Annotated in this window: 19 protein-coding genes and 2 pseudogenes; 9 read left to right on the top strand and 12 right to left on the bottom strand. The window is 63.0% G+C overall.

Annotation, left to right across the window (positions count from 1 at the left end; translation table 11 throughout):
• Positions 1-107: 107 nt before the first annotated feature.
• The 3 genes from CRP40_RS06310 to CRP40_RS06320 all read left to right on the top strand — a co-directional run bounded on the left by CRP40_RS06310 (position 108) and on the right by CRP40_RS06320 (position 2,721).
• Positions 108-884: an alpha/beta hydrolase gene (locus CRP40_RS06310; RefSeq protein WP_027913400.1), complete on the top strand. Its 777-nt coding sequence runs from the start codon at positions 108-110 to the stop codon at positions 882-884.
• Positions 884-1,681: an SDR family oxidoreductase gene (locus CRP40_RS06315; RefSeq protein ID WP_027913399.1), complete on the top strand. Its 798-nt coding sequence runs from the start codon at positions 884-886 to the stop codon at positions 1,679-1,681. The genes CRP40_RS06310 and CRP40_RS06315 overlap by 1 nt, the downstream gene beginning before the upstream one ends.
• Positions 1,682-1,809: 128 nt before the next feature.
• Positions 1,810-2,721: a LysR substrate-binding domain-containing protein gene (locus tag CRP40_RS06320; protein ID WP_027913398.1), complete on the top strand. Its 912-nt coding sequence runs from the start codon at positions 1,810-1,812 to the stop codon at positions 2,719-2,721.
• A 285-nt stretch (positions 2,722-3,006) separates the two neighbouring features.
• Here CRP40_RS06320 and CRP40_RS06325 read toward each other — a convergent pair.
• From CRP40_RS06325 to ycaC, 4 genes and pseudogenes are all read right to left on the bottom strand, one after another.
• Positions 3,007-4,848, bottom strand: a pseudogene (locus CRP40_RS06325) (amidohydrolase).
• A 71-nt stretch (positions 4,849-4,919) separates the two neighbouring features.
• Complete coding sequence (locus CRP40_RS06330) at positions 4,920-5,738, bottom strand: alpha/beta hydrolase (protein WP_027913397.1); 819 nt, start codon at positions 5,736-5,738, stop codon at positions 4,920-4,922.
• Positions 5,739-5,775: 37 nt separating this feature from the next.
• Complete coding sequence (locus tag CRP40_RS06335) at positions 5,776-6,342, bottom strand: antibiotic biosynthesis monooxygenase (protein WP_027913396.1); 567 nt, start codon at positions 6,340-6,342, stop codon at positions 5,776-5,778.
• A gap of 113 nt (positions 6,343-6,455) precedes the next feature.
• A complete protein-coding gene (gene ycaC, locus CRP40_RS06340) occupies positions 6,456-7,085 on the bottom strand; it encodes an isochorismate family cysteine hydrolase YcaC (RefSeq protein ID WP_027913395.1) in 630 nt (209 codons plus the stop codon).
• 234 nt (positions 7,086-7,319) lie between these two features.
• On the opposite strand from ycaC, the gene CRP40_RS06345 reads away from it, so the two are divergent.
• Positions 7,320-8,747, top strand: coding sequence for a mechanosensitive ion channel family protein (locus CRP40_RS06345; protein WP_027913394.1), 1,428 nt, complete (start codon positions 7,320-7,322; stop codon positions 8,745-8,747).
• A gap of 29 nt (positions 8,748-8,776) precedes the next feature.
• Here CRP40_RS06345 and CRP40_RS06350 read toward each other — a convergent pair whose 3' ends face one another.
• Together CRP40_RS06350 and CRP40_RS06355 are read right to left on the bottom strand one after the other, a co-directional pair.
• Complete coding sequence (locus CRP40_RS06350; RefSeq protein ID WP_027913393.1) at positions 8,777-10,063, bottom strand: FAD-binding oxidoreductase; 1,287 nt, start codon at positions 10,061-10,063, stop codon at positions 8,777-8,779.
• Between the two features lie 159 nt (positions 10,064-10,222).
• Positions 10,223-11,713 (bottom strand): aldehyde dehydrogenase family protein, encoded by a 1,491-nt coding sequence (locus CRP40_RS06355; protein WP_027913392.1) that lies wholly within the window; start codon positions 11,711-11,713, stop codon positions 10,223-10,225.
• Between the two features lie 133 nt (positions 11,714-11,846).
• Between CRP40_RS06355 and CRP40_RS06360 the strand changes: the two genes are divergently transcribed.
• Together CRP40_RS06360 and CRP40_RS06365 are read left to right on the top strand one after the other, a co-directional pair.
• The gene (locus tag CRP40_RS06360) at positions 11,847-12,737 is read left to right on the top strand and encodes a LysR family transcriptional regulator (RefSeq protein WP_027913391.1); all 891 of its coding nucleotides are present in this window, start codon (positions 11,847-11,849) and stop codon (positions 12,735-12,737) included.
• Positions 12,738-12,873: 136 nt separating this feature from the next.
• A complete protein-coding gene (locus CRP40_RS06365) occupies positions 12,874-14,268 on the top strand; it encodes a VOC family protein (protein WP_027913390.1) in 1,395 nt (464 codons plus the stop codon).
• Positions 14,269-14,306: 38 nt separating this feature from the next.
• On the opposite strand, the pseudogene CRP40_RS06370 reads toward CRP40_RS06365, so the two are convergent.
• Positions 14,307-14,627 (bottom strand): annotated as a pseudogene (locus CRP40_RS06370) (methyl-accepting chemotaxis protein); the annotation flags it as partial.
• Between the two features lie 17 nt (positions 14,628-14,644).
• A complete protein-coding gene (locus CRP40_RS06375; RefSeq protein WP_027913388.1) occupies positions 14,645-15,571 on the bottom strand; it encodes a LysR substrate-binding domain-containing protein in 927 nt (308 codons plus the stop codon).
• Positions 15,572-15,725: 154 nt separating this feature from the next.
• Between CRP40_RS06375 and CRP40_RS06380 the strand changes: the two genes are divergently transcribed.
• Positions 15,726-17,114: a NorM family multidrug efflux MATE transporter gene (locus CRP40_RS06380; RefSeq protein ID WP_027913387.1), complete on the top strand. Its 1,389-nt coding sequence runs from the start codon at positions 15,726-15,728 to the stop codon at positions 17,112-17,114.
• A gap of 50 nt (positions 17,115-17,164) precedes the next feature.
• Here the strand turns inward: CRP40_RS06380 and CRP40_RS06385 are convergent, their stop codons facing one another.
• On the bottom strand, positions 17,165-18,832 hold the full coding sequence (locus CRP40_RS06385) for a bifunctional diguanylate cyclase/phosphodiesterase (protein WP_027913386.1): 1,668 nt from the start codon (positions 18,830-18,832) through the stop codon (positions 17,165-17,167).
• Positions 18,833-19,123: 291 nt separating this feature from the next.
• On the opposite strand from CRP40_RS06385, the gene rep reads away from it, so the two are divergent.
• Together rep and xpt are read left to right on the top strand one after the other, a co-directional pair.
• Positions 19,124-21,133 carry a DNA helicase Rep gene (gene rep / locus CRP40_RS06390; RefSeq protein ID WP_027913385.1) on the top strand — a complete coding sequence of 670 codons (2,010 nt, stop codon included), beginning with the start codon at positions 19,124-19,126 and terminating at the stop codon, positions 21,131-21,133.
• 62 nt (positions 21,134-21,195) lie between these two features.
• Entirely contained in the window at positions 21,196-21,768 is a 573-nt protein-coding gene (gene xpt, locus CRP40_RS06395; protein WP_023532789.1) for a xanthine phosphoribosyltransferase, read from the top strand.
• Between the two features lie 60 nt (positions 21,769-21,828).
• On the opposite strand, the gene CRP40_RS06400 is transcribed toward xpt, so the two are convergent.
• The 3 genes from CRP40_RS06400 to CRP40_RS06410 all read right to left on the bottom strand — a co-directional run bounded on the left by CRP40_RS06400 (position 21,829) and on the right by CRP40_RS06410 (position 25,056).
• The gene (locus CRP40_RS06400) at positions 21,829-23,685 is read right to left on the bottom strand and encodes an acetyl-CoA hydrolase/transferase C-terminal domain-containing protein (RefSeq protein WP_027913384.1); all 1,857 of its coding nucleotides are present in this window, start codon (positions 23,683-23,685) and stop codon (positions 21,829-21,831) included.
• A gap of 263 nt (positions 23,686-23,948) precedes the next feature.
• Positions 23,949-24,398 carry a c-type cytochrome gene (locus tag CRP40_RS06405; protein WP_225806663.1) on the bottom strand — a complete coding sequence of 150 codons (450 nt, stop codon included), beginning with the start codon at positions 24,396-24,398 and terminating at the stop codon, positions 23,949-23,951.
• A gap of 109 nt (positions 24,399-24,507) precedes the next feature.
• A complete protein-coding gene (locus tag CRP40_RS06410) occupies positions 24,508-25,056 on the bottom strand; it encodes a cupin domain-containing protein (RefSeq protein ID WP_023532512.1) in 549 nt (182 codons plus the stop codon).
• Positions 25,057-25,060: the final 4 nt, after the last annotated feature.

The raw sequence follows: 25,060 nt of genomic DNA on the forward strand, positions 1-25,060 counted from the left end.
TGCCCGCCCCCCGGCAGAAACAAGGCTGTCCAGCGCCCTCAATGCCTGAATGAACTTCCCCAGCCGCTTCGCTTTCCATCTACAAAGCGAACGATTTCAGGTGCTCGATGCTCCCACACAGCCAGCAAGGCCGCGGTCCCGTTACCTTCGTGTTGATGCATTTTTTGGGTGGTTCGCACCGAACATGGTCCGCCACGGTCCCTTACCTAGACCGAGCGCATGCCTGCATCGCCCTGAACACACCCGGGTACGGCGATGCCAATGCCGTCACCGGCTATACCGTTGAAGAAATGGCCGATCAGGTCGATGCGAGCATCCGTGAGCTTGGGCTCAAGCACTGCATCCTCGTTGGCCACTCGATGACCGGCAAAGTCGCGGTCGTGCTGGCCGCTCGTCGCCCGGACTACCTTCGGGGCCTGATCCTGGTGGCCCCATCGCCTCCCGGCCCCCAGCCGATGAGCGATGAAGACCGCGACCAGCAACGGGCCTACACCGCCAGCCGGGAGCAAGCCGAAGCCTTCGTCGACGACTCGAGCTACCACAGGCTGCCCGATGCGCTGCGCGAAGTCGCCATCGCCGACGCCCAGGCCGTCAACCTTGACGCCTGGCGTGCCTGGGTCGATCACGGCAGTCGCGAGGACTGGAGCGATCGCATCGGCCTGCTGCCCTATCCGGCCCTGCTGATCTGCGGCGCCGATGACCAGCAGGTGCCCGACGCCCAAGAGCAGCGGCGCACCACCTTGTCGCACTTCCCCAACGGCACCTTGCTTACCCTGCCCGGTGCGGGCCACCTGATGCCTTACCAGACCCCTCAGGCATTGGCCGAGCCGATGCTTGATTTCGCAAGACCAATCGCTGCTGAACTTTCCCTGGGAGATCGTTGATGGATTTAGGTTTGAAAAACCGTGTGGCCCTGATCAGCGGTGCAGCTGGCAGCATTGGCCTGGCCACTGCCCACCTCCTCGCCGAGGAAGGTGTGAAGCTGGTGTTGACTGACATCGACCAGGACAAGCTCGAAGATGCCGTCAAGGCGCTGGGTGGCGCGCCCTTGCTCATCGCGGCGGACATGACCAGTCAGGACGAGGTGGATAACTTGGTCCGGCAAGCCGAAGAGCGTTATGGCCAGGTGGATATCGTGGTGCATACCACGGGGGTAACAGGCGCCAAAGGCGACCCGCTGGAAATGAAGGACGAGGATTACCAGGAAGCCTGGGATACCGACTTCTTCACCGCCGTGCGCGTGGCGCGGGCCACCGTTCCGGCGATGCGCAAACGGGGCTGGGGGCGGTTGGTGTGCATCACCTCCGAGAATGCCGTGCAGCCTTACTGGGAAGAGGCGGTGTACAACGTCGCCAAGGCCGCACTGGCCGCGTTCATCAAGAACCTGTCCTACAAGGAAGCGGCGCATGGGGTGCTGTGCAACACGGTATCGCCGGCATTTATTGAAACCAACATGACCGATGGCATGATGAAGCAGCGCGCCGAAGAGAAAGGCGTGAGCTTCGAGGAGGCCATCGAAAGCTTCCTGGAAGAGGAACGACCCGGCATCGTACAGAAGCGCCGAGGCAAGCCAGAAGAGGTCGCGGCCGCGATCGCGCTGCTGGTTTCGGAGCGGGCTTCGTTCATCAATGGCAGCAACCTGCGGGTCGATGGCGGCTCGGTGCAAAGCGTCCAGAACTGAACCTGCACTGGCGCTCGGGCCAGGGCAAGCACGCACGCGCTGCGGCCCAAGCGCCAGATGCGGCATCCAGCTTCCAGGAACGTTAAACTGCGCAGGCCGCCCTTGGCGGGTTCTGTGGAGACGCATTCTTGGAAGACCTCAACTCGCTCTACTACTTCACGCAGGTGGTCGAGCACGGTGGCTTCGCCCCGGCGGGTCGGGCGCTGAACATGCCCAAGTCGAAACTCAGCCGACGCATTGCCGAGCTCGAAGAGCGTCTGGGCGTGCGCTTGCTGCAGCGCACCAGCCGCCGCTTCGCACTGACCGAGATCGGCCAGGCTTATTACAACCGCTGCCTGGCCATGCGCGTCGAAGCCGAGGGTGCGGCCGAGATCATCGAGCGCAACCGCAGCGAACCACGAGGGCTGGTGCGCATCAGTTGCCCGACCACCCTGCTCAACGCTTGGGTCGGGCCGATGTTGACGCGCTACATGCTCAAGTACCCGCAGGTGGAGCTGTTCATCGAAAGCACCAACCGGCGCGTCGATCTCTTGGATGAAGGCTTCGACATTGCCCTGCGTGTTCGTTTTCCGCCGCTGGAAAACACGGACATGGTGATGAAGGTGCTGAGCGACAGCACCCAGTGCCTGGTAGGCCATCCCCACCACCTGGCGCAATTGCCCGACGGTTTCGATCCTCAGCTACTGGGCACGCTGCCCAGCCTGCATTGGGGCAGTGCCCAGCGGGAGTATCACTGGGAGCTGTCCCGAGACGGTGACAACAACCAGAGCATCGTCATACCGCACATGCCGCGCATGGTCACCGACGACCTGTTCGCCCTGCGCCATTTCGTAGTGGCGGGTATCGGCATTGCGCACCTGCCACGGGTGGCCGTGCGTGACGACCTGGCAGCGGGCCGCCTGGTGGAGTTGCTGCCAGGCTGGTACCCGCGCAGTGGCATCGTGCACGCGATCTTCCCCTCACGACGCGGCTTGCTGCCTTCGGTGCGGGCATTGATCGATCACCTGGCGGACGAATTTGCGCTTTGCGACATGGCTTGAGGTTCGAGCCTGCAACGCCCATGGCCACCGCCCAAAATGTCCCGCCGCTACAGTTTCAGGGGGAGTGGGCGGCTGGTGATGGGGGCGCTCACTGATCGCGATGGGCTGCAAAGCGGCCCCGGCAAAATGAGCTGCCAAGCTGAAACCTTGGGGCCGCTGTGCGGCCCATTGCGGTCGGTTCGTCGCCCCGGCAAGGCCGCTTTCACAGAGTTAAGCGGGTTGAGGCCTGCGCTGTACTTGCAGGCTGGCTGCGACGGGTTGCTGCACAGCCCTCAGCATCTCGGCCTAGAAGGCAAAGCACGAGCAACCCAACGCGCCCCAGAACCCCTGGAAGTCATTGACCGGCACGCTGGAATGCCGGGCCTTTTCATGGCTGTGGGCATGGACACCGCACGGGCCCGAGCACTGGTGTGCCATGGCTGCCAGCGAGGGGGTGCCCACGCGCCAGTGGCCGGGCACCTTGGCGACCGGTGACCACTCAGGCAACACAGGCACCTGCGGTGGCCCCAGCTTGTCGAACTCGGCGGCGCCGTATACGACCTTGCCGTCTACCAGGGTGAGCACCGACTCGATACCCTTGATCGCCTCTTCCTCCACCGAGAAGAAATCCTGCGACAGCGCCGCCAGGTCGGCGAGCTGACCGACCTTGATCTGCCCCTTCTTGCCCTGCTCACTGGAAAACCAGGCACTGCCTTGGGTGAACAGCTGCAAGGCCGTGTCCCGGCTCAACCCTTCGGGATACAGTGCCATGCCGCCAACGGTCTTGCCGCTGACCAGCCAGTACAGCGAAGTCCACGGGTTGTAGCTGGACACGCGGGTCGCATCGGTGCCCGCCCCTACCGGCACCCCCATCTCCAGCATGCGCTTGATCGGTGGTGTCTGCTGCGCCGCTTGGGCGCCATAGCGGTCGACGAAATACTCGCCCTGGAAGGCCATGCGGTCCTGAATGGCAATGCCGCCACCCAGGGCGCGTACCCGCTCGATGTTACGGGGCGTGATGGTTTCGGCATGATCGAAGAACCACGGCAAGCCGTTGAACGGTACGTCGCGGTTGACCTTCTCGAACACGTCGAGCATGCGTGTGATCGACTCGTCATAGGTCGCATGCAGACGGAACGGCCAGCGTTGCTCGACCAAGTGCCGCACCACCGGCTCCAGTTCTTGCTCCATGGTCTGCGGCAGGTCCGGGCGCGGTTCCAGAAAGTCTTCGAAGTCAGCCGCCGAGAACACCAGCATTTCGCCCGCACCGTTGTGACGCAGGAAATCGGTGCCACTGTGCAGCTTGACGCTGGCAGTCCACTTGCGGAAATCGTCCAGCTCTTCCTTGGGCTTCTGGGTAAACAGGTTGTAGGCGATGCGCACCGTCAGTTGACCCTTGTCGGCCAGCTCCTGGATCACCGAATAATCGTCCGGGAAATTCTGGTAGCCGCCACCGGCATCGATGGCGCTGGTCAGCCCCAATCGGTTCAGTTCGCGCATGAACTGGCGCGTGGAGTTGACCTGGTATTCGAGTGGCAGCTTGGGGCCTTTTGCCAGCGTGGCGTAGAGAATCATGGCGTTCGGCCGCGCGATCAGCATGCCCGTGGGGTTGCCGAACGTGTCACGCTGGATTTCCCCGCCAGGCGGATTGGGCGTGGTCTTGTCATAGCCCACAGCCTTGAGCGCTGCACGATTGAGCAACGCCCGGTCGTACAGGTGCAGCAGGAACACCGGGGTATCCGGGGCAGCCTGGTTGATTTCCTCGAGGGTGGGCATGCGCTTTTCGGCGAACTGGAACTCGTTCCAGCCACCCACCACCCTGACCCATTGCGGGGTCGGCGTACGTGCGGCTTGGTCCTTGAGCATGCGCAGGGCATCGGCCACCGACGGCACCCCTTCCCAGCGCAGCTCCAAGTTCTAGTTGAGGCCCCCGCGGATCAGGTGCAGGTGCGAGTCGTTGAGCCCGGGAATGACGGTGCGCCGGCGCAGGTCGACAATCTGAGTGGCCGTTCCTTTGTGGGCCATGGCCTCGGCATCGCTGCCCACGGCGATAAAACGGCCATCCTTGATGGCCACGGCGGTGGCGTTGGGGTTCTCGCGGTCGACGGTGTGCAGCTTGCCGTTGAACAGAATCAGATCGGCGTCCATAGGGCCTCCTTGGAATGGAGTTCATAGGTCAGGCGCAGCGGCGTCGTCGCGACGCCGCTTGCCTGTCTGGCTCAGCGCTGGAGAAACGCCAGCAGGTCTTCGTTCAGTTGTTGCGCATGGGTCACTGCGAACCCATGCGGCGCACCGGCATACACTTTCAACTCGGCGCCGGCGATCAACTGCGCGGCGCGCTTGCCGGTGGTTTCGAAGGGCACGACCTGGTCGGCGTCGCCGTGAATCACCAAGGTGGGCACGTCGACCTTGGCCAGGTCCTGCCGGAAATCGGTCTGCGAGAACGCCGTCACGCAGTCCAGCGTGGCCTTGAGCGAGGCCAGCAGCGCGATGTTCAAGGTCTGCGTCTGCACGCCCTGGGACACCTGCTGCCCCTGGTTCAGCCCGTAAAACGGGGCCGCGAAGTCGGCGATGAACTGGGCGCGGTCGGCCCGCAGCCCGGCCTCGATCCCTTCGAACACCGACAGGTCCACCCCGTCCGGATTGTCTGCGCGCTTGCCAAATACAGGCGTGACGGCCCCCAGCAGCACCAGCCCAGCCACCCGCCCGGTACCGTGGCGACCGATATAGCGGCTGACATCACCGCCCCCCATCGAAAAGCCCACCAGGGTGACCTCACGCAGGTCCAGGTGCTCGATCAATTGCGCGATGTCATCGGCGAAGGTGTCATAGTCGTAGCCGGTCCACGGCTGGCTCGACCGCCCGAAGCCACGGCGGTCAAAGGCGATGGTCCGGTAGCCGCGGCTGGCCAGGTACTCCATCTGCGTGTCCCACATGTCGGCATCCAGCGGCCAACCATGGCTGAACAGTACCGGCTTGCCAGTACCCCAGTCCTTGAAATAGATCGAAGTGCCATCACGCGTTTGGAACGTGCTCATATCGGTATCTCCTAGTGGTACGTGGAAAAAGGCTTGTTCAGCCGCGCAGCCAATGGGCGCAACGGCGGGTGATCCAGGGCATGATGTAGAACACCACAGGCAAGATGACGAACAGGTTACCGATCAGGGTGCCTCTGACCGGGCCAGCCAGTTGTGGCAAACGTTCGAATAACGGGGCCAGCAGGTGCGGCACCACCAACGTCATCGGGCAGATCACCAGGTACGTCAGCACCGCCTGTTTCCAACGCGGTGGTGGTACGGCGCGGGTGCCGGGTGGGGTGAACCAGAATTCCGGGTCCTCATGGACCTGAGGGCTGTCACCACCGTCGAGCAGCGGCAGCACGTCCCGGACCATCGCCTGGCGTTCTGCTGAGTTGACCCACGCCTGCAACAGGTCGGCGTTGGCGAACCGGACCACGGTGGTGAAGTGTAGACCGCCCTCATCGGGTCGAATGACATTGACGTCCAGGTGCCCCGCCTGGCGGCGGGCGGTGCCTACCGCATGCTTGAGCCACACTTCGTAGTCGTTCAGTGACGCGGCGCGGACCTTGTGCTGGATCACCAGGGTAACCACGTCGCGGTTGTCTTGGGCGGCGGTGTTCATCTGCATTCCTTGGGCTGAGCCTGCCCGCTTGCGCTGGGCAACAGTGGACGGGCTGAACGTTATCGAGGTGTGCGGCCCGGCGGGCACCGGCCGGGGTGCCCGCGGCGATGGGGTTACTTGCTGGCGTTGAAGGCGTTGTAGCTGGTCATCAGGTTGCGGTAGTCAGGGATATGGTTGGAGCACAGTGCGGCCAGGCCCTCGACGTCGTTGCGCCAGTCACGATGCAGTTCGCAGGCTACGCCGAACCAGGTCATCAACTGCGCGCCAGCACGGCTCATGCGGTCGTGGGCGGCATCGCGGGTCATGGCATTGAAGGTGCCGGACGCGTCGGTCACCACGAACACCTCGAATTCTTCCTCCAGGGCGGCCAGGGCCGGGAAGGCCACGCACACTTCGGTGACGACACCCGCGATGATCAACTGCTTCTTGCCAGTGGCTTTCACCGCCTTGACGAAGTCTTCGTTGTCCCAGGCGTTGATCTGGCCAGGACGCGCAATGTAAGGCGCGTCCGGGAACAGGGCCTTGAGCTCTGGCACCAATGGGCCGTTGGGGCCTTGCTCGAAGCTGGTGGTCAGGATGGTCGGCAGGTTGAAGAACTTGGCCAAGTCCGCCAGGGCCAGCACATTGTTCTTGAAGGTGTCGGGCTCGATATCGCGCACCAGCGACAGCAACCCAGCCTGGTGATCGACCAGCAGAACGGCAGCGTCGTCTTTGTTCAGGCGGTTGTATTTGAATTGAGTCATGGCGGTAGCTCCAGTAGTCGTGATTTGCAGTAGGTGGGGTGTTTCGCGTTGATGGGAGAAGATTAAAACCATCCAGTTTTCGGCGGTAGATAGCGTTTTTTGGCTTTAGCGTTCTATTTTATGAACGATGGTTCAGCGCCCTGTAGGGCCGGTTCTATGCAACGCCATGCCCATTGCCTCCTGCGTGAACCTGCTCTATTACTACCGGCAGCCCTTCCCTGTCCCGAGACCATCATGCTGGCGTTCATCCAGTCCTCCCCACTGCTGCTCGGCACCACCTTGTTGTTGCTCGACTTGATCGTTTGGCAGCTGATCCCGGCACAGCGCCATGCCTGGCGAATAGCCGCGCGGCTGACCCTGTTCCTGCTCTTCAGCCTGGTGCTGGTGGCGGCAGGGATGAGCCCGCTACAGCCCGCGCCCTGGGCCGACGACGTTGCCCGTAACTTGTTGGCCACGGTGCTTGCCATCGCCTGGTGGCTGTTTGGCGCGCGCACCGTCACGGTGGTTTTCGGCCTGCTGTTGGTGGCGCGCGGCAGCCACGGCGGCCGGTTGCTGCAGGATGTGCTCGGGGCGTTGATCTTCATCGCCGCGGTGGTAGCGGCAGCCGGCTATGTACTGCAATTGCCCGTCAAAGGGCTGCTGGCCACATCGGGAGTGATGGCCATCGTCATCGGCCTGGCCTTGCAGAGCACCCTGGCGGACGTGTTCAGCGGCATCGTGCTCAACACCACGCGGCCCTATCAGATCGGTGACGCCGTTTCCATCGATGGCACGGAGGGCAAGGTGCTGGACATCGACTGGCGCGCCACGCGGCTGCTCACCAGCAGCGGTAGCCTGGCGGTCATCCCGAACTCCGTGGCTGCAAAGGCCCGCTTGCTCAACCATAGCCGTCCAACTGATGTGCATGGCGTGTCGATCAGCGTGGTCGTGCCTGCAAGCGTGCGCCCTGGCAAAGTGTTCGATGCGCTGGAAAAGGCGCTGCGCGGTACCCGTGCGCTCCTCCCTTCACCTGCCCCCAAGGTGGCCGTGAAAACCGCGACGCTCGATTCGGTGGAATACGAAGCCAGCGGTTTCATCGCCGATATGAGCGCCAAGAACGCTACGCGCAACCAGTTGTTCGACCTGGCCCATCGGCACCTGGAAGCGAACGGGGTCATCTGGAACCAGGACCTGGCGACGGCGCCGCGTAGCCGTCAACGGGAGGTGCTGGACGAAGTACGGGTGTTCCGCGCGCTGAGTGATGAAGAGCGCGACGCACTGAGCCAACACATGATCGCCGTTGAGTACCTGGCTGACACAACGATCCTGGAGGTGGGCAAGCAGTCCGAACACGTGCTGGTCATAGGGCGAGGTGTCGTATCAGCGGCGGTGCTGGAAGATGGCAAGCGCCTGGAGGCCGGACGCATGGGCCCAGGTGAAGTACTGGGTATCGACGGGCTCGTCGATGAAGACGACTCGCTGGTGGAGTTCAGAACCTTGACCAGTTGCCTGCTGTATCGCATCGACAAGCAACGAGTCAAAGCGTATCTGCAGCAGCACGGCGATGTGCAGACCGCCTTGGGCAAACTGCAACGCGTCCGACGTCAGGGTCGCGATTCGCTGCTCTTGCACAAGCCTGCTTCCATCAAGAAAGGCGGTTTCCTGAGCTGGCTGCACAAATGACGCGTCACCTGCCGTTGCGGAGCGTTGCCTTACAGCACAACGCGCAGGCACTGGCCGGCGTGGTACAGCGAGAACCCGGACTCGTAGAACGCGGTGCGCAGTGAGGTCGCGCTCACGCCTTTCATGGTCGAGAACGGTATCGGCAGGCTGGCGGCTTCCCCTTTGGACAGAAACTCGGCGAACGCCCGGCCAATGACGGTGCCAGTGGTATTGCCGCGCCCGTTATAGCCGGTGACCGCCACCAACCCTGGGGCGGGTTCGAACAAACGCATCAGGTGGTCGGGCGTAAAGTCGATGCAGCCGGTCCAGTGCATGTCCCATTCGACCTTGCCAAGCGTCGGGTAGTAGTGACGCTGGATACGGTCGGCCCAGCTGCGCACGAACCACGCGGGTTTATTGTCGACCCGGCCCAGGCTACCGAGCAGCAAACGGCCCTGATCATCGCGACGGATACTGCTGAGCACGGTGCGGGTATCCCAGGAGCCTTGGCCGTGAGGGAGTACCTTGTCGGCCTGCGCGCCCTGCAATGGCTTGGAGGCGACCTGGTAGTAATAGCCTTTGAAGAACTGCTTTTGCAGGTTGCTCCAGTCCCCTTCGGTGTAGGCGCCAGTGGAGATCACCACCTTCTCGGCGCGAACCGAACCGCGTGCAGTCTGCACACGCCAGCTGTCACCTTCGCGCGTCAGGCCCTGGACTGCGGACTGCTGGAACAGCTTGCCACCCAGGCGCACCACGGCAGCTGCCAGGCCCTGGGTGTAGCCCATCGGGTTGATGGTGCCGGCGCGCCGGTCCAGCAGGGCGGCGGCGATCTTGTCGGTGCCGCAATATTCCTGGCACTGTGCGCCGGTCAGCAGTTCGACATCGGCACCGCGCCGTCGCCATTGCTCGTGGCGGGCCTGCAGATCGGCGATGCCGGTCGCGTTATGTGCCATGTGCAGGGTGCCCTGGTGCCGCGCCTGACAGTCGATGCCCAGGCGTTCGATCATGGCGAACACATCGGCCGGGGCCTGACCCAGCACCGTGTTCAACCGGCTGCCTTGTTTCTGACCCAGGGTGGCCTCGACATCATCCGGGCGAATCCAGGTACCGGCATTGACCAGACCGACATTACGGCCGGAGCCGCCGTGGCCCACTTTCCAGGCCTCCAGCACGATCACCGACTTGCCCTGCTCGAGCAGGTGAATGGCTGCTGACAATCCGGTAATGCCGCCGCCGATCACGCAGACATCGGCGTGGTACTCCCCCGCCACGGCCTGGACAGTCACGCTCGGCACGGTGACGCATTCCCACAAGCATTCTTGACGCAGTTCGGACATGGCCCGGCTCCCGCAATTTATTCTTGTTCGAGACCGCCGTGCGGCCTTTCGCAGCCAAGCCCGCATGCCCAGATAGCGGTGCAAGCACACCGATCCTGATGGCCGCGGGCTTGGTCGCCCACCAGGGGCCGTGCCCCTGGTTCTACACCATTACGCTGATCAGTCGAACACGATGCCTTGCGCCAGTGGCAACTCACGGGAGTAGTTCACGGTGTTGGTCTGACGGCGCATATAGCCTTTCCAGGCATCTGAACCGGACTCACGGCCACCACCGGTCTCCTTCTCACCCCCGAACGCCCCGCCGATTTCGGCACCGCTGGTGCCGATGTTGACGTTGGCGATACCGCAATCGCTACCAGCCGCGCTCTGGAAACGCTCAGCCTCGCGTAGATCGGTGGTGAAGATGCAGGACGACAAGCCCTGCGGGACTTCGTTGTTCAGCCGCAAGGCTTCGTCGAAGTCATCGTAAGCCAGTACATAGAGAATCGGCGCGAACGTTTCATGGCGCACCACCTCGCTTTGCCCAGGCATTTCGGCAATGGCAGGCGACACGTAATAGGCATTGGGATACTGGTCGGCCAACTGACGCTCGCCCCCGAACACTTGGCCCCCTTCGTCGCGAGCCTTGGCCAGGGCGCCTTGCATGGCATCGAATGAGGCCTTGTCGATCAGGGGCCCAACCAGGTTGTCCTTGCGCGGGTCGCCAATGCGCACCTTGCCGTAGGCGGCCTTGACCCGAGCCACCACTTCGTCCTTGATCGAACGGTGCACGATGAGGCGGCGCAGCGTGGTACAGCGTTGCCCGGCAGTGCCGACTGCCGAGAAGAGAATGCCCCGCACGGCCAGGTCCAGGTCGGCGCTGGGTGCAAGGATCATGGCATTGTTGCCGCCAAGTTCCAGGATGCTGCGCCCGAAACGTGCGGCTACACGCGGCCCGACTTCACGGCCCATGCGCGTGCTGCCGGTGGCACTCACCAGGGCCACGCGGGGGTCATCGACCAGGGCTTCGCCTGCTTCACGGCCACCGATGACCAGCTGCGCGAGACCTGCCGGCGCATCGCCGAAGGCTTTCAACGCCTTGTCGAACAACGCCTGGCACGCCAGGGCGGTCAATGGCGTTTTCTCGGAGGGCTTCCACACCACCGAGTTGCCGGCCACCAGGGCCAGGGCGGTGTTCCAGGACCAGACCGCCACCGGGAAGTTGAATGCGCTGATCACACCGACCACACCCAGCGGGTGCCAGCTTTCGCGCATGTGGTGACCCGGGCGTTCGGAGGCGATGGTCAGGCCGTACAACTGGCGTGACAGCCCCACTGCAAAGTCACAGATGTCGATCATTTCCTGCACTTCGCCCAGACCTTCCTGGGTGATCTTGCCTGCCTCGATCGAAACCAGTTCACCCAGGTCTGCCTTGTGCTCGCGCAGCACTTCGCCGAACAGGCGCACCAGCTCACCCCGGCGAGGGGCTGGCACGCTGCGCCATGCCTCGAAGGCCTGCTGAGCCTGCTCGATGCGCGCGGTAGTCTCGGCTTGACCGAGCAGTGTCACCGAAGCGATCTGGCTGCCGTCGATGGGCGTGTGTACAGCGTAATCGCCTTGCGTGTAAGCCTGGGCAGCAACCCCCAGGCGCTCGAGCAATCCAGCAACCATTGGTGTTCTCCTACATCGGTGGACAGGTTGGATATGATGTGGATCAGTATTAATCCGATCAGTTAAGCGCAACAAACGACCTTTATTCCGCATATCATTCCGTCAGGTAATGACTCGAGCCTTTGAGAACGCTATGTCAAAACGTCTGGTGCCTTCCATGACCGCCCTGCAGTGCTTCGAAGCTGCAGCCCGTCACTTGAGCTTCACCCGAGCCGCCGAAGAGCTGCACTTGACCCAGAGTGCGGTCAGCAAGCAGGTCGCGCAGCTTGAAGACCTGTTGCGTCACCATCTTTTCCTGCGCATTCGCCGACGTTTACAACTCACGCCAGCCGGCAGCCTCTATCTGGCCGAGGTGAACAAGATCCTCACGCAGGTCGATATGTCCAGCCGCTATGTGCTGACCTACGGGGAGCAGACCGAGATCCTGAAGGTCGCAACGCAGCCGAGCTTTGGTGTGCGGTGGCTGATCCCCCACCTCAAGGGCTTCGGCCGGCGGCACAGCAACATTCACTTGGACATCCGCAACGAAATGGAGCCCTTCTCGCTGTTGCAGGGCTCGGCCGACGTCGTGTTCTTCTACGGCCAGGGCACCTGGCCGGGGGCCAGCTGCATCGAGCTGTTCGGTGAAGAAGTGGTGCCGGTGTGCTCGCCAGAGTTACTGGCCGCCCGTGACCTGGCCAGTGCCGAGGCATTGACCGACCTGGTGTTGCTGCAAAGCACTTCACGGCCGGAAGCCTGGCACGAATGGTTCCTGGAGCAGGACCTGCAAAGCGTCAGCGCCTACCACGGCCCACGCTTTGACACCTTCTACATGGCACTGAGCGCTGCCCAGGCCGGCTGCGGGGTAGCGCTGGTGCCGCGCTACCTGGTCGCAAAGGAGTTGGCCGAAGGCAGCCTGGTCATGCCTTGGAACCATGCGATGCGCAGTGCCGGCGCGCACTACCTGGCGTACGCCGAACATGCCGCAGAAGTGCCCAAGGTGCGGGCGCTGGTGGATTGGATCGGTGAGCAGTTGCAGGCCTGATGCTCTAGACAGGCGTAGCGCCCTAGCCCGCCTACGTCGATCAAAAAAGGAATGACACACCTACTTTTTTTCGCTTGTAGACCGGGTGCATTCCCCGCTTTCATGTAAAGGTCAGCCATCAACCAGGAATCCAGCGATGCCCGCCCATGATTTCGTCAGCCCCGACAGCATCCGTGCGCAGTTTTCTGCCGCCATGTCGCTCATGTACAAACAGGAAGTGCCGTTGTACGGCACGCTGCTTGCGCTGGTGAGCGAAATCAACCAGCAGGTGATGGCCGAGCAGCCAGAAGTGACGCAGGCGCTGCGCTGGACTGGGGAACTCGAACGGCTGGGCCATGAACGCCATGGGGCCATCCGAGTAGGTACGGCCCAGGAGCTGGCGACCATCGCGCGACTTTTTGCGGTCATGGGCATGCAGCCGGTGGGCTACTACGACCTCAGCAGTGCTGGGGTGCCGGTGCACTCCACCGCGTTCCGTGCCGTGCACGAGCAGTCGCTGCACGTCAGCCCGTTCCGCGTCTTCACCTCGCTGTTGCGCTTGGAGCTGATCGACAACCTGCAGTTGCGGGAAATGGCCAAGGATATCCTGGCCAAACGCCAGATCTTCACCCCTCGCGTACTCCATCTGATCGAGCAGCACGAACGCGATGGCGGCTTGAATGCCGCAGATGCTCAGGCTTTCGTACAGCAAGCCCTGCAGACCTTCCGCTGGCACCACGACGCCACCGTCACCGCCAAGCAATACCAGCAGCTGCACGACCAGCACCGCCTGCTTGCCGATGTGGTCGCGTTCAGGGGTCCGCACATCAACCACCTGACTCCGCGCACCCTGGACATCGATGCCATCCAGCTCGGCATGCCAGCCAAGGGCATCACGCCCAAGGCCGTGGTCGAAGGCCCCCCTCCCCGCCGCCACCCAATCCTGCTGCGCCAGACCAGCTTCAAGGCCCTGCAGGAAAAGGTCGCATTCTGCGGTCAGCACGGTAGCGAAGGCAGCCACACCGCGCGCTTTGGGGAAATCGAGCAACGTGGCGCGGCGTTGACACCGAAGGGGCGCCAGCTCTATGACAAGCTGCTCGACACGACGCGTGTCGCATTGGGGGGTGCGCCCGTCGAGGCCAATGCCGCACGGTACATGGCGATACTCACCGACACCTTCGCCGCCTTCCCGGACGACCTGGCGCAGATGCGTGAACAGGGCCTGGCGTATTTTCGCTACTTCGCCACCGAGAAAGGCCTGGCCGCGCGCGATAAGCAAGGCAGGCCAACTACCCTGCAAGGGCTGATCGACGCAGACCACGTGCATTTCGAGGCGCTGGTGTACGAGGATTTCTTGCCGGTAAGCGCCGCAGGGATCTTCCAGTCCAACCTGGGCGACGATGCCCAGGCCGAGTACGGCAGCAACGCCAACCGCGCGGCCTTCGAAGCGGCGCTGGGGCTGCAGGTGCAGGATGAACTGGCGCTGTATGCGCAAAGCGAGCGCCGCTCGCTGCAGGCCTGCGCCCAGGCATTGAACCTGGTATCGGTGTAAGGCGACAGAGTGAAGGGGCACGTGGGTGCCCCAGCGTGTCAGCGGAAGCGGTCCACTTCCTGACGCAACTGCGCAGCCAATCCTTCCAGCTCCCGCGCTGTGAGTGCCAGCTCGTTGGCCACCTCGCGCTGCTCACCGTTGGCCTGGGCGATGCTCTGCAAATTGCGGCTCAGCACGGTCGCTGTGCTGCTCTGCTCCTGGGTCGCCGTACTGATCACGGCAAACTGCTCACCCGCCGCACGGCTTTGTTCGTCGATGCGGGCAAGTGCTTGCGCGACCTTGTCGTTACGCTCAAGGCCGTCCTGCATCAGCTGGTTACTCTGCTCCAGTGTGGTGATGGCGTGCCCGGTATCGGACCGGGATATAGCGCTCGCAATCAAAGGGCTGGCAGGATCACCACCTCGGGTAGCGCCATGGCAGCCACCTCTGCTTGCAGGAAGGCACTGAGGCGGCGCAGCCGCTCGCCGCCCGGTCGGGTCCGCGGCCATACCAGGTAGTAGTCCAAGCCGCTGGGGACCGCCGTGGGCCATGGCAGGCTCATGCGCCCCTGCGCCACATCTTCGGCCACCATAATCAGGTCGCCAATCGAAACACCGTAGCCACGGGCCGCTGCAATCATGCCCAGTTCCAGCGTGTCGAACACCTGGCCGCCCTTGAGCGAAACCCTGCTACCCAGGCCCAGGCGTTCCAGCCACACTCGCCAGTCGCGCTTGTCCATTGTGGGGTGCAGCAGTTCGCTGCTCGCAAGGCGCGCCGCGCACCAAGGCCCGTCATCCAGCAGCCCTGGTGCGCCCACCGGCACCAGCAGTTCGGGGAACAGCTTGCGCACCTCCCACTCCGCCGGGAACACCCCATCGCCCAGCAGCACCGCGCAATCGAAAGGTTCCTGGTTGAAGTCCACATGGTCGACGTCCATCCAGGCACTGGTCAGTTGCACTTCATTGCCAGGCTGCAGCCGACGGAAGCGGCTTAGCCGGGCCAGCAACCAACGCATGGTCAGGGTGGACGGCGCCTTCATGCGCAGCATGTCGTCTTCACCGCGCAACGTGTCACAGGCACGCTCAAGCGCGGCAAAGCCTTCGCGCACACCCGGTAGCAGCACCCGCGCCGCTTCGGTCAGTTGCAGGCTGCGGCCACTGCGCGTGAACAGGCGGCAGGCAAAGTGATCCTCCAGCGTGCGAATGTGCCGGCTGACCGCGCTTTGGGTAATGGACAACGCTTCGCCAGCACGGGTGAATGAGTTCAACCTCGCCGCGGCTTCGAATGCACGCAGCGCATACAGGGGCGGCAGCTTGCGGGTCATGAGATTCCTTGTTCGGTGGAGAAGCGGCGACCTGCGCATCATATCGCCATGATTAAAACTCATGCCAATGATCGCATTTATCCTTTTGTTAAAAGCTGACCCAAGCCTCAGAATCGCCCTTCGTCCGCCATTGTCTTTGCCAAGGATCACATCCATGCACGTCGCACCTACGCTCGAGCTCAAGGCATTACTGCGCTTGGCAGGCCCACTGATCGCCTCGCAGCTGGCGCACATGCTCATGGTACTGACCGACACCCTGATGATGGCACGCATCAGCCCGCAGGCCCTGGCCGGGGGCGGATTGGGCGCGGCGGGCTATTCGTTCGTGTCCATCTTCTGCCTGGGCGTCATCGCGGCGGTTGGCACCCTGGTAGCCTTCCGCAGGGGCGCCAATGACATCGAGGGCGCCACACGGCTGGCGCAAAGCGGTCTGTGGCTGGCCTGGGGCCTGGCCCTGTTCGCGGCGCTGGTGCTGTGGAACCTCGAACCTGTCCTGCTGCTCTTCGGGCAACAGCCTGACAACGTGGCCTCGGCGGCCGAGTTTCTCACCCTGCTGCCGCTGGCTTTGCCGGGCTACCTGACCTTCATGGCCTTGCGCGGCTTCACCAGCGCCCTGGGCCGCTCTACGCCGGTGATGGTCATCAGCCTGGTGGGTACCGTACTCAACTACTTGCTGAACGTTGCACTGATCGAGGGCATGTTCGGCCTGCCCAAGCTTGGCCTGATGGGCATCGGCCTGGTCACTGCGGTGGTCTCGATGGGCATGGCCATTGCCCTGGCGCTGTATATCCGCTGGCACCCGGCCTATGCGGCCTACCCACTGCGCAAAGGCCTGTCACGGCCATCGCTGCCAGCGTTGGGCGAGCTGTGGCGGCTGGGCCTGCCGATCGGCGGCACCTACATGGTGGAGGTAGGGCTGTTCGCCTTTGCGGCGCTGTGCATGGGCGTGCTGGGCAGTACCGAGTTGGGCGCGCACCAGATCGCCCTGCAGATCGTGTCGACCGCCTTCATGGTGCCCACTGGCCTGTCCTATGCCGTGACCATGCGCGTGGGCCATTACTACGGCGCGGGGAACTTGCTCGCAGCGCGCAGCGCAGGCCGGGTGGGTATCGGCTTCGGAGCCATGCTGATGTTCGCCTTCGCTGCCCTGTTCTGGTTGCTGCCAGACGCACTGGTAGGGCTGTTCATCGACCGGGCCGACCCGGCGTTTGCCGCCATCTTCCAACTGGCGGTCCAGCTGCTGATGGTCGCCGCCTGGTTCGAGCTCTTCGATGGCGTGCAGACCATCGCCATGGGCTCTATTCGCGGGCTGAAGGACGCCAAGACCACGTTCCTGATCGGGCTGGTGTGCTATTGGCTCATCGGGGCACCCAGCGCCTGGTTGTTCACCTTCGTCTTCGGCGGGGGCGCGGTGGGCGTCTGGTGGGGGCTGGCATTGGGGCTGGCGTGCGCCTCGGTGGCACTGACCTTCGGCTTCGAGTGGCGGATGCGGCGGTTGCTACGCCACGCCGGGACAAGCGCCGCAACGGCCACACCTGCCTGATGTCAACGACTTGATGTGGATTTGCGCATTGGCCAAGGGGGCGCGGCTGGCTAGCCTGCAAACCCCACCTGGCGATGGGACACCTGGCGCAGGAACGGGATCAGCGCGTCTACCGGCAGGGGCTTGCTGACCAGGTAACCCTGTACCTGGTTGCAGCCAAACCCGCGCAGCAACGCCAATTGCGCTTCGCTTTCGACGCCCTCGGCCACCACTTCGAGGTTGAGGTTGTGGGCCAGGTTGATCATGGCATGCACCAGCTTGCGGTTCTCTTCGCGCATTTCCATCTGCGCAACGAAACTGCGGTCCACCTTGAGCAAGGTGATCGGCAGGCTGTTGAGGTGCACGAACGAAGAAAACCCTGTGCCAAAGTCGTCCAGCGAGAAGCGCACGCCCAGGCGCCCCAGTGCATCCATGGTCTGACGCACCCGCTCATTGCGCCGCATCACGGCCGTTTCGGTCAGCTCGAATTCCAGCCAGTGAGCATCGACACCGTACTCGGCGATCAGCCTGCTCAAGGTCGCCAGCAGCTGGCTGTCCTGGAACTGCCGGAAACTGAGGTTGACCGCCATGTGCAATGGCGCAAGCCCTTGGGTGTTCAGGGCCTGCATGTCGCGCAGGGCACGGGCGATGACCCAGTAACCCAGCGGCACGATCAGCCCGCTCTGCTCGGCCAGCGGCACGAACTCACTGGGCGGCAGCAAGCCCCGTTCGGCGTGGCGCCAGCGCACCAGCGCTTCGAGACCGACGACCCGCCCATCCGCCAGGTTCAGGCGCGGCTGATAGTGAAGTTCCAGCTCGTCACGGCGCAAGGCCCGGCGCAGCTCGCTTTCGAGATCGGCCAGGCTGCGTGCGTGGCGATTGATGCGCTCGTTGAAGACATGGAAGGTACAGCCCTGGATGGCCTTGGCCTGGCGCATGGCGATGTGCGCATGCCACATCAGCGGGTCGGCGCCGCCCTGGGCGCGGGCGTGGGCCAGCCCCAGGCTGCAGCCGAGCAGCAGGCTTTCGCCATCGACCCAGTAGGGCTCGGCCAATGCCTCCACGATGCGCTCCGCCATCCACTCGGCCCGCCCTGGGTCGCGGCGGGTGTCGATCAGCAAGGCGAACTCGTCACTGCCCAGGCGTGCCAGCTGGTCGCCTGCTTCGAGCTGATGCTTCAGACGTAGCACCACCTGCAGAATGAGGCGATCCCCACTCTGGTGCCCCAAGGCGTCATTGACGTGGCGAAAGTTGTCCAGGTCCAGATGCCCCAAGGCAACGCCGCGCCCGTCATGGTCGGCCAGGCGCGTGGCCAGCAAGGCCTGAAAGCCCTGGCGGTTGGCGATGCCGGTCAAAGGGTCTTGTTCGGCCAAGCGCTGCAGGGTGGCCACCAGTGCACCTCGCTCGCGCACGTGGCGCAGGCAGCGACGCAGGCTGTCGCCATTGAGTTGGTCGCTCACCAGCCAGTCACTGACGCCGCCTGGCGCCGCCTCGGGTTCGCTGTGCAGCAGCAGGATGGTCGGCAGGTCACAGCGACCGGGTGCTGGCCGCAAGGCCGGCGTGGTCAGCACCACGGCCTGCCGGTCGCGGCTGAACAGACTGTCGACGGCATCCCAGTCGGGTGCCGTGAGCAGTACGGCCGTGCCCTTCAAGGCCGGCATGCACGCGTGCAGCAAGGCCGCCCACTCGGGCTCACTGGCCAACAGCAGCAAACGCATAGGTTCGACAGGCGCGGACAAGACGGCTCCTTAAAGCTCGACGATGCAAACGTTGACCGATAATGAGCCCAACGCAATTAATGGAAATGATTTTCACTCTTAAAAGCGGTTTTGGACAGCCTGGTCCGACGTATTTTGTCGTGCATCCTGCGCGAAAGCGGACAAACCGGCAAATACGATTTTTTCAGGCGCAAGTATTAGTGACGCTAATGATCGTTTCGAAAGTCTGACTCGAACGTCAGACGGTCACGCCACGAACACGCATGCCTGTTAGAATGCGCGGCTATTTTCTGGCGACCCCCGGTTTCTAGCATGTCCCGACTCAATCCCCGGCAGCAGGAAGCCCGTGACTATGTCGGCGGCCCTCTTTTGGTGCTCGCCGGTGCAGGTTCGGGCAAGACCAGCGTCATCACGCGCAAAATTGCCCACCTCATCCAGAACTGCGGTATTCGCGCCCAGTACATCGTGGCCATGACCTTCACCAACAAGGCCGCCCGCGAGATGAAGGAGCGGGTTGCCAGCCTGCTGCGTCCGGGCGAAGGCCGAGGGCTGACGGTCTGCACGTTCCACAACCTGGGCCTGAACATCATCCGCAAGGAGCACGACCGCCTGGGCTACAAGCCTGGGTTCTCGATCTTCGACGAATCGGATATCAAGGCCCTGCTGTCGGACATCATGCAGAAGGAGTACTCCGGCGACGACGGCATCGACGAAATCAAGAACATGATCGGTGCCTGGAAGAACGACCTGATCCTGCCTCCCGAGGCCCTTGAGAAGGCACGCAACCCGCGCGAGCAGACCGCTGCGGTCGTCTACACCCACTATCAGCGCACGCTCAAGGCGTTCAACGCCGTGGACTTCGACGACCTGATCCTGCAGCCGGTCAAGTTGTTCCAGGAAAACCCCGAGGTGCTCGAGCGCTGGCAGAACCGCGTGCGTTATCTGCTGGTCGACGAATACCAGGACACCAACGCCAGTCAGTACCTGCTGGTGAAGATGCTGATCGGCATGCGCAACCAGTTCACCGTCGTGGGCGACGACGACCAGTCGATCTACGCCTGGCGCGGCGCGCGTCCTGAGAACCTGATGCTGCTCAAGGAGGATTACCCCTCCCTGAAAGTGGTCATGCTGGAGCAGAACTACCGCTCCACCAGCCGCATCCTGCGTTGCGCCAACGTGTTGATCGCCAACAACCCGCACGCATTCGAGAAACAGCTCTGGAGCGAGATGGGCGTTGGTGACGAGATCCGGGTGATCCGTTGCAAGAACGAGGACGCCGAGGCCGAACGCGTGGCGATGGAAATCCTCACGCTGCACCTGCGCACCAACCGTCCCTACAGCGATTTCGCCATCCTGTACCGCGGTAACTACCAGGCCAAGCTGATCGAGCTGAAGTTGCAGCACCACCAAGTGCCTTACCGTCTTTCCGGCGGCAACAGCTTCTTCGGCCGTCAGGAAGTCAAAGACCTCATGGCCTATCTGCGCCTGCTGGTAAACCCTGACGACGACAACGCCTACCTGCGGGTCATCAACGTGCCGCGCCGGGAAATCGGCTCGACCACCCTGGAAAAGCTCGGCAACTATGCCACCGGCCGGGGTGTCTCGATGTATGCCGCCAGTGAGGAACTGGGGCTGGGCGAGCACCTGGATGCGCGCTACACCGAGCGCCTGCAGCGTTTCAAGCATTGGCTGGACGGCGTGCGCCACAAGGTGGCGCTGGATGATCCCATCGCCGCCCTGCATGAAATGATCCGCGACATCGACTACGAGAACTGGATCCGCCAGCAGACCGCCAGCGATAAGGCAGCGGAGTTTCGCATCAGCAACGTCTGGTTCCTGGTCGAAGCGCTGAAGAATACCCTCGAGAAGGACGAAGAGGGTGACATGACCATCGAGGACGCCATCGGCAAGTTAGTGCTGCGCGATATGCTCGAACGCCAGCAGGAAGAGGAAGAAAACGCCGACGGTGTGCAGATGATGACCCTGCACGCGTCCAAGGGCCTGGAATTTCCCTACGTGTTCATCATGGGCATGGAGGAGGAGATCCTGCCTCACCGCTCCAGCATCGAGGCCGACACCATCGAGGAAGAGCGCCGCCTGGCTTACGTGGGCATCACCCGCGCACGCCAGACGCTGGCGTTCACGTTCGCCGCCAAACGCAAGCAATACGGGGAAATCATCGACTGCACGCCCAGTCGCTTCCTCGACGAGCTGCCCCCCGAAGACCTGTCCTGGGAAGGACTGGACGATGCCCCGGTCGAGGTCAAGGCCGCACGCGGCAACAATGCCCTGGCCGACATCCGGGCGATGCTCAAACGCTGATCAACCATTACTCTTAAACACTGCCGCTGTTTGCGGCCATTTTTGTTCCGAGGAATACCATAGTGGAAGCACTGCATCAGAAGATTCGCGAAGAAGGCATCGTGCTTTCCGACCAGGTTCTCAAAGTCGATGCGTTTCTCAACCATCAGATCGACCCGGCGCTGATGCAGCTGATCGGTGACGAGTTCGCCCGCCTGTTCGCCGATGCCGGCGTGACCAAGATCGTCACCATCGAGGCGTCGGGTATCGCGCCTGCGGTGATGACCGGGCTGAAGCTGGGTGTGCCGGTGATCTTCGCACGCAAGCACCAGTCGCTGACCCTCACCGAGAACCTGCTGACGGCTTCTGTGTATTCGTTCACCAAGCAGACCGAGAACACCGTGGCCATTTCGCCGCGCCACCTGAGCAGCAGCGACCGGGTGCTGGTCATGGATGACTTCCTTGCCAACGGCAAGGCGTCCCAGGCGCTGATCTCGATCATCAAGCAGGCCGGAGCGACCGTGGTAGGGCTGGGGATCGTGATCGAGAAATCGTTCCAGGGCGGGCGCGCCGAGCTGGATCGCCAAGGCTATCGCGTGGAGTCGCTGGCGCGGGTGAAATCGCTGGAAGGCGGTGTGGTCAGCTTCATCGAGTGAGGCGGCACTGGCTCGCTTACATCCGGGCCACAAGGGGCTGCGCGGCAGCCCCTGTCGTCTTCAGGTCGCCGCCAGGCCTGCCAACAGCAACCGTTGGTACAGCTCTTCCTTGAGCCCCTGAGGCTGGTCAAGCTGCATCCGTGCCAGATGCCGCTCATACCCTTGGGGCCCTGGCGCGTCCAGCGCGGCTTTGCCCAGCTCAAGCGCCTCGCTGAGCTTGAACTTGCTTTTCAACCAGTTCAGCGCCCGTAACAAGTCCTGCTCTTCAGCCGTGAAGTCGGTCCCCACGGGGTACTCCGGGAACAGCTGTGGATGCTGCGCCCGGACCGCGGCCAGGCGCTGCGGCGTGTTATCGGCAAAACGCCTGTCGAGCTGAAAATCTTCCGCCAGCTTGCCAGCGTCCCTGGCCTGCTCGATGAGGCTTTGCTGGAACCGGGAGTCACACACCGCAAGCAATCGCGCAATGACCTCACTGTCGGTCTGCCCCCTGAGGTCAGCGATGCCATATTCGGTCACCACGATATCGCGCAGGTGGCGGGGAATGGTGCAATGGCCGTAGTTCCAGAAAATGTTCGATGAAACCTCGCCACCCGCTTCGCGCCAACTGCGCAGCAGCAGTATCGAGCGGCCACCTTCCAGCGCGTGCCCCTGGGCAACGAAGTTGTACTGCCCACCTACCCCGCTCAGCACGCGCCCGTCTTCGAGCTGATCGGCCACACCCGCGCCGAGCAGGGTCATGCCGAACACCGTATTGATGAAGCGTGCGTCCTGTCGCTGAGCACGCTTGAGCTGTTCATCACCGTAGAGCTCATTGACGAAGCCGATACCGGTCATGGCAAACCGCGCACGCTGCTCCATGCTCATGTCGCGCAGGCGCTGGTAGAACGCTTGCGGGCCGAGGAAGAACCCTCCGTGCAGGACTACCCCTTGCTCATCGACAGCACGCCGCAGCAAGCCTGCTTCGGCCAGCGCCAGCAGCCCGTTGACGAACATCTCGCTACAGCCATATAGCCCATGCTCGAAGGGCGCGAGCCCGCCTTCCCGCTCGATCAAGGCCTGCGCGGTACTCGCGCCAAGGCTGTCGAGCGCTGCGCGGTAAGCAACGTTATCGCTCTGGCGAGCGAGCAGCGCGGCGGCAACCGCATCGCCCATGGCACCAATCCCGATCTGCAAGGTACCCCCGTCACGCACCAGGCTGCTGGCATGCAGGCCGATGCAGTGGTCCTGCGTGGTGACCGGCATGTTGGGCGTCGAAAACAATTGGCGCTGCTCGGCTTCGTCCAACAGCAGGTCGAAGGCATCCATTGGCAGCTCGGCATCACCGGGCATGTACGGCAACTGCGCATGCACCTGGCCCAGCATCAGAATGGTCTCGCCAGCGGCGCGGCGGCGTTCGACCATGGGTAACAGGTCCAGGGTGATGTCCGGGTTGCAGGCCAGGCTCAGGTGGACGGGCCGCTCCGGCGTAGCCGCCACCAGTTGGGCGATCAGGTTCAGGCCCTTGGCATTGATGTCTCGCGCGGCATGGCTGTAGTTGCTGCTGACGTAATCCTGTTGGGCCGATTCACTGGCAAGCAGGCTGCCGGGCTGCATGAAGAACTGTTCTACGCGAATGTTTGGCGGCAGGCTGTCATTGCGCAGGTCGGCCAGGTAGTGAAGCTCTTCGTAGTCGCCGAACACGCGCTCCACGAAGGGCTCGAGCAAGCGTCGCTGCAAGCCATCCCCGAGCGCCGGTCGACCCAGGGAAAGGGCCGTATAGATCGTCAGACGGCGTTCGGGCAATTCGCGGATGCGGGCATAGAGGGCGTTGACGAAAGCATTGGGTTTGCCCAGGCCCAGCGGCAGGCCCATGTGGATATGGGTTGGCAGGCGTGACAGGATCTGTTCGACGGCCTGGTCGATGGAGCTGAGGTGCATCGAGGCCTCCTGGTTCGTGCTTGGGTTCAGGAGGTTCGACAGGCAGGTAGACAGGTTGGTTGCCTGGACGGTAAGAGGAAGCCGCAGCCACCTGGGGTCTGGATAACTCGGTGGTCTTCAGCCACAGCGTAGGTCCACGCGTACGCGGTGCCTGAGCGCTCTCGCCGGGGCGCCGGACCGGCCGCGATGGGCCGCGAAGCGGCCCCGGCAAGGCAAGAGGCGAAGCTAGAATACTGGGACTGCTACGCGGCACATTGCGGTATTTACAGGCCAGACATCTTCTGAATAGCGGCCTTGAGCTCATCATCCGAGCAATCCGCGCAGGTGCCCTTCGGCGGCATGGCGTTGATGCCCGTGATGGCCTTGGCCAGGATGCCATCCAACCCACCCTGGTGGTCGGCACGCTCCTTCCAGGCTGCGTTGTCGCCCACTTTCGGCGCGCCGAGCAGCCCCGTGCCATGGCAGGCCGTGCAATGCTTGGCGATGATGTCATCCGGCGTCCTGGCAGACCCGGCACCCGTGCTGGCGGACACGGCCATGCCCTTGCATTCCTGGCCCTGGATACACACCTTGCCGACCGGCTCCAGGCGCTTGGCGATATCGTCGTTGGTCGCAGCGGTAGCGGTGATTGCCCACAGGGCCAGTACGGCGGCCGGGATGGCCAGCATCTTCTTGACTTGATTCACGCGAACACCCTCATGGTGGCTAATCATGCTCGCGGCCACGGATCCTCGAGCGCCGAAAAGTATAACGACAAGCCCGAGGCCGGGAAACGACCCTACACAGGAAAGGGGTATTGACGCGTCAATGCACTGCGCTGGATCAAAAGTTCGAGGGGGTAGCGGCACTGATCAAGCGTGCTGGCTGTTCGAACGGGTTGCGAAAACGGTGCGGGCGGGTGCTTTCGAAGTAGTAGCTGTCGCCTGCTTCGAGAATGAACAGCTCGGTACCGACCACCAACTCCAGGCGGCCTTCGAGCAGGATGCCGGTCTCTTCGCCATCATGGGTCAGCATTTCGGCGCCGGTGTCGGCGCCAGGCGGGTACACCTCGGTCAGAAAAGCGATGGCGCGGTTACGGTGCGATTTGCCAACCAGCTTCATGGTCACCGCACCATCGGAGATGTCGATCAGTTCGTGGGCCTTGTAGACGATTTGCGCAGGGCTCTCGGGTTCGAGCTCGACGGAAAAGAACTCGACCATGGACATGGGAATGCCGCTCAGTACCTTGCGCAGCGAACTGATCGATGGGCTCACACTGTTCTTCTCGATCATCGAGATGGTGCTGTTGGTAACGCCCGCGCGCTTGGCGAGTTCACGCTGGGACAGGCCCTTGAGCGTGCGGATGGCTTGCAGTCGTTCGCCGACGTCCAAAGCT

It is taken from the genome of Pseudomonas sp. URMO17WK12:I9, assembly GCF_900230165.1.
Lineage (GTDB): Bacteria > Pseudomonadota > Gammaproteobacteria > Pseudomonadales > Pseudomonadaceae > Aquipseudomonas > Aquipseudomonas fulva.

Excerpts from the sequence above, each read along its gene's own strand:
- CRP40_RS06345 (WP_027913394.1), top strand. The coding sequence starts at position 7,320 with ATGCTGGCGTTCATCCAGTCCTCCCCACTGCTGCTCGGCACCACCTTG.
- CRP40_RS06375 (WP_027913388.1), bottom strand. The coding sequence starts at position 15,571 with ATGACCCGCAAGCTGCCGCCCCTGTATGCGCTGCGTGCATTCGAAGCC.
- CRP40_RS06405 (WP_225806663.1), bottom strand. The coding sequence starts at position 24,398 with ATGATTAGCCACCATGAGGGTGTTCGCGTGAATCAAGTCAAGAAGATG.
- rep (WP_027913385.1), top strand. The coding sequence starts at position 19,124 with ATGTCCCGACTCAATCCCCGGCAGCAGGAAGCCCGTGACTATGTCGGC.
- ycaC (WP_027913395.1), bottom strand. The coding sequence starts at position 7,085 with ATGACTCAATTCAAATACAACCGCCTGAACAAAGACGACGCTGCCGTT.
- CRP40_RS06330 (WP_027913397.1), bottom strand. The coding sequence starts at position 5,738 with ATGAGCACGTTCCAAACGCGTGATGGCACTTCGATCTATTTCAAGGAC.
- CRP40_RS06380 (WP_027913387.1), top strand. The coding sequence starts at position 15,726 with ATGCACGTCGCACCTACGCTCGAGCTCAAGGCATTACTGCGCTTGGCA.
- CRP40_RS06400 (WP_027913384.1), bottom strand. The coding sequence starts at position 23,685 with ATGCACCTCAGCTCCATCGACCAGGCCGTCGAACAGATCCTGTCACGC.
- CRP40_RS06310 (WP_027913400.1), top strand. The coding sequence starts at position 108 with ATGCTCCCACACAGCCAGCAAGGCCGCGGTCCCGTTACCTTCGTGTTG.
- CRP40_RS06355 (WP_027913392.1), bottom strand. The coding sequence starts at position 11,713 with ATGGTTGCTGGATTGCTCGAGCGCCTGGGGGTTGCTGCCCAGGCTTAC.
- CRP40_RS06315 (WP_027913399.1), top strand. The coding sequence starts at position 884 with ATGGATTTAGGTTTGAAAAACCGTGTGGCCCTGATCAGCGGTGCAGCT.
- CRP40_RS06335 (WP_027913396.1), bottom strand. The coding sequence starts at position 6,342 with ATGAACACCGCCGCCCAAGACAACCGCGACGTGGTTACCCTGGTGATC.
- CRP40_RS06350 (WP_027913393.1), bottom strand. The coding sequence starts at position 10,063 with ATGTCCGAACTGCGTCAAGAATGCTTGTGGGAATGCGTCACCGTGCCG.
- CRP40_RS06360 (WP_027913391.1), top strand. The coding sequence starts at position 11,847 with ATGTCAAAACGTCTGGTGCCTTCCATGACCGCCCTGCAGTGCTTCGAA.
- CRP40_RS06365 (WP_027913390.1), top strand. The coding sequence starts at position 12,874 with ATGCCCGCCCATGATTTCGTCAGCCCCGACAGCATCCGTGCGCAGTTT.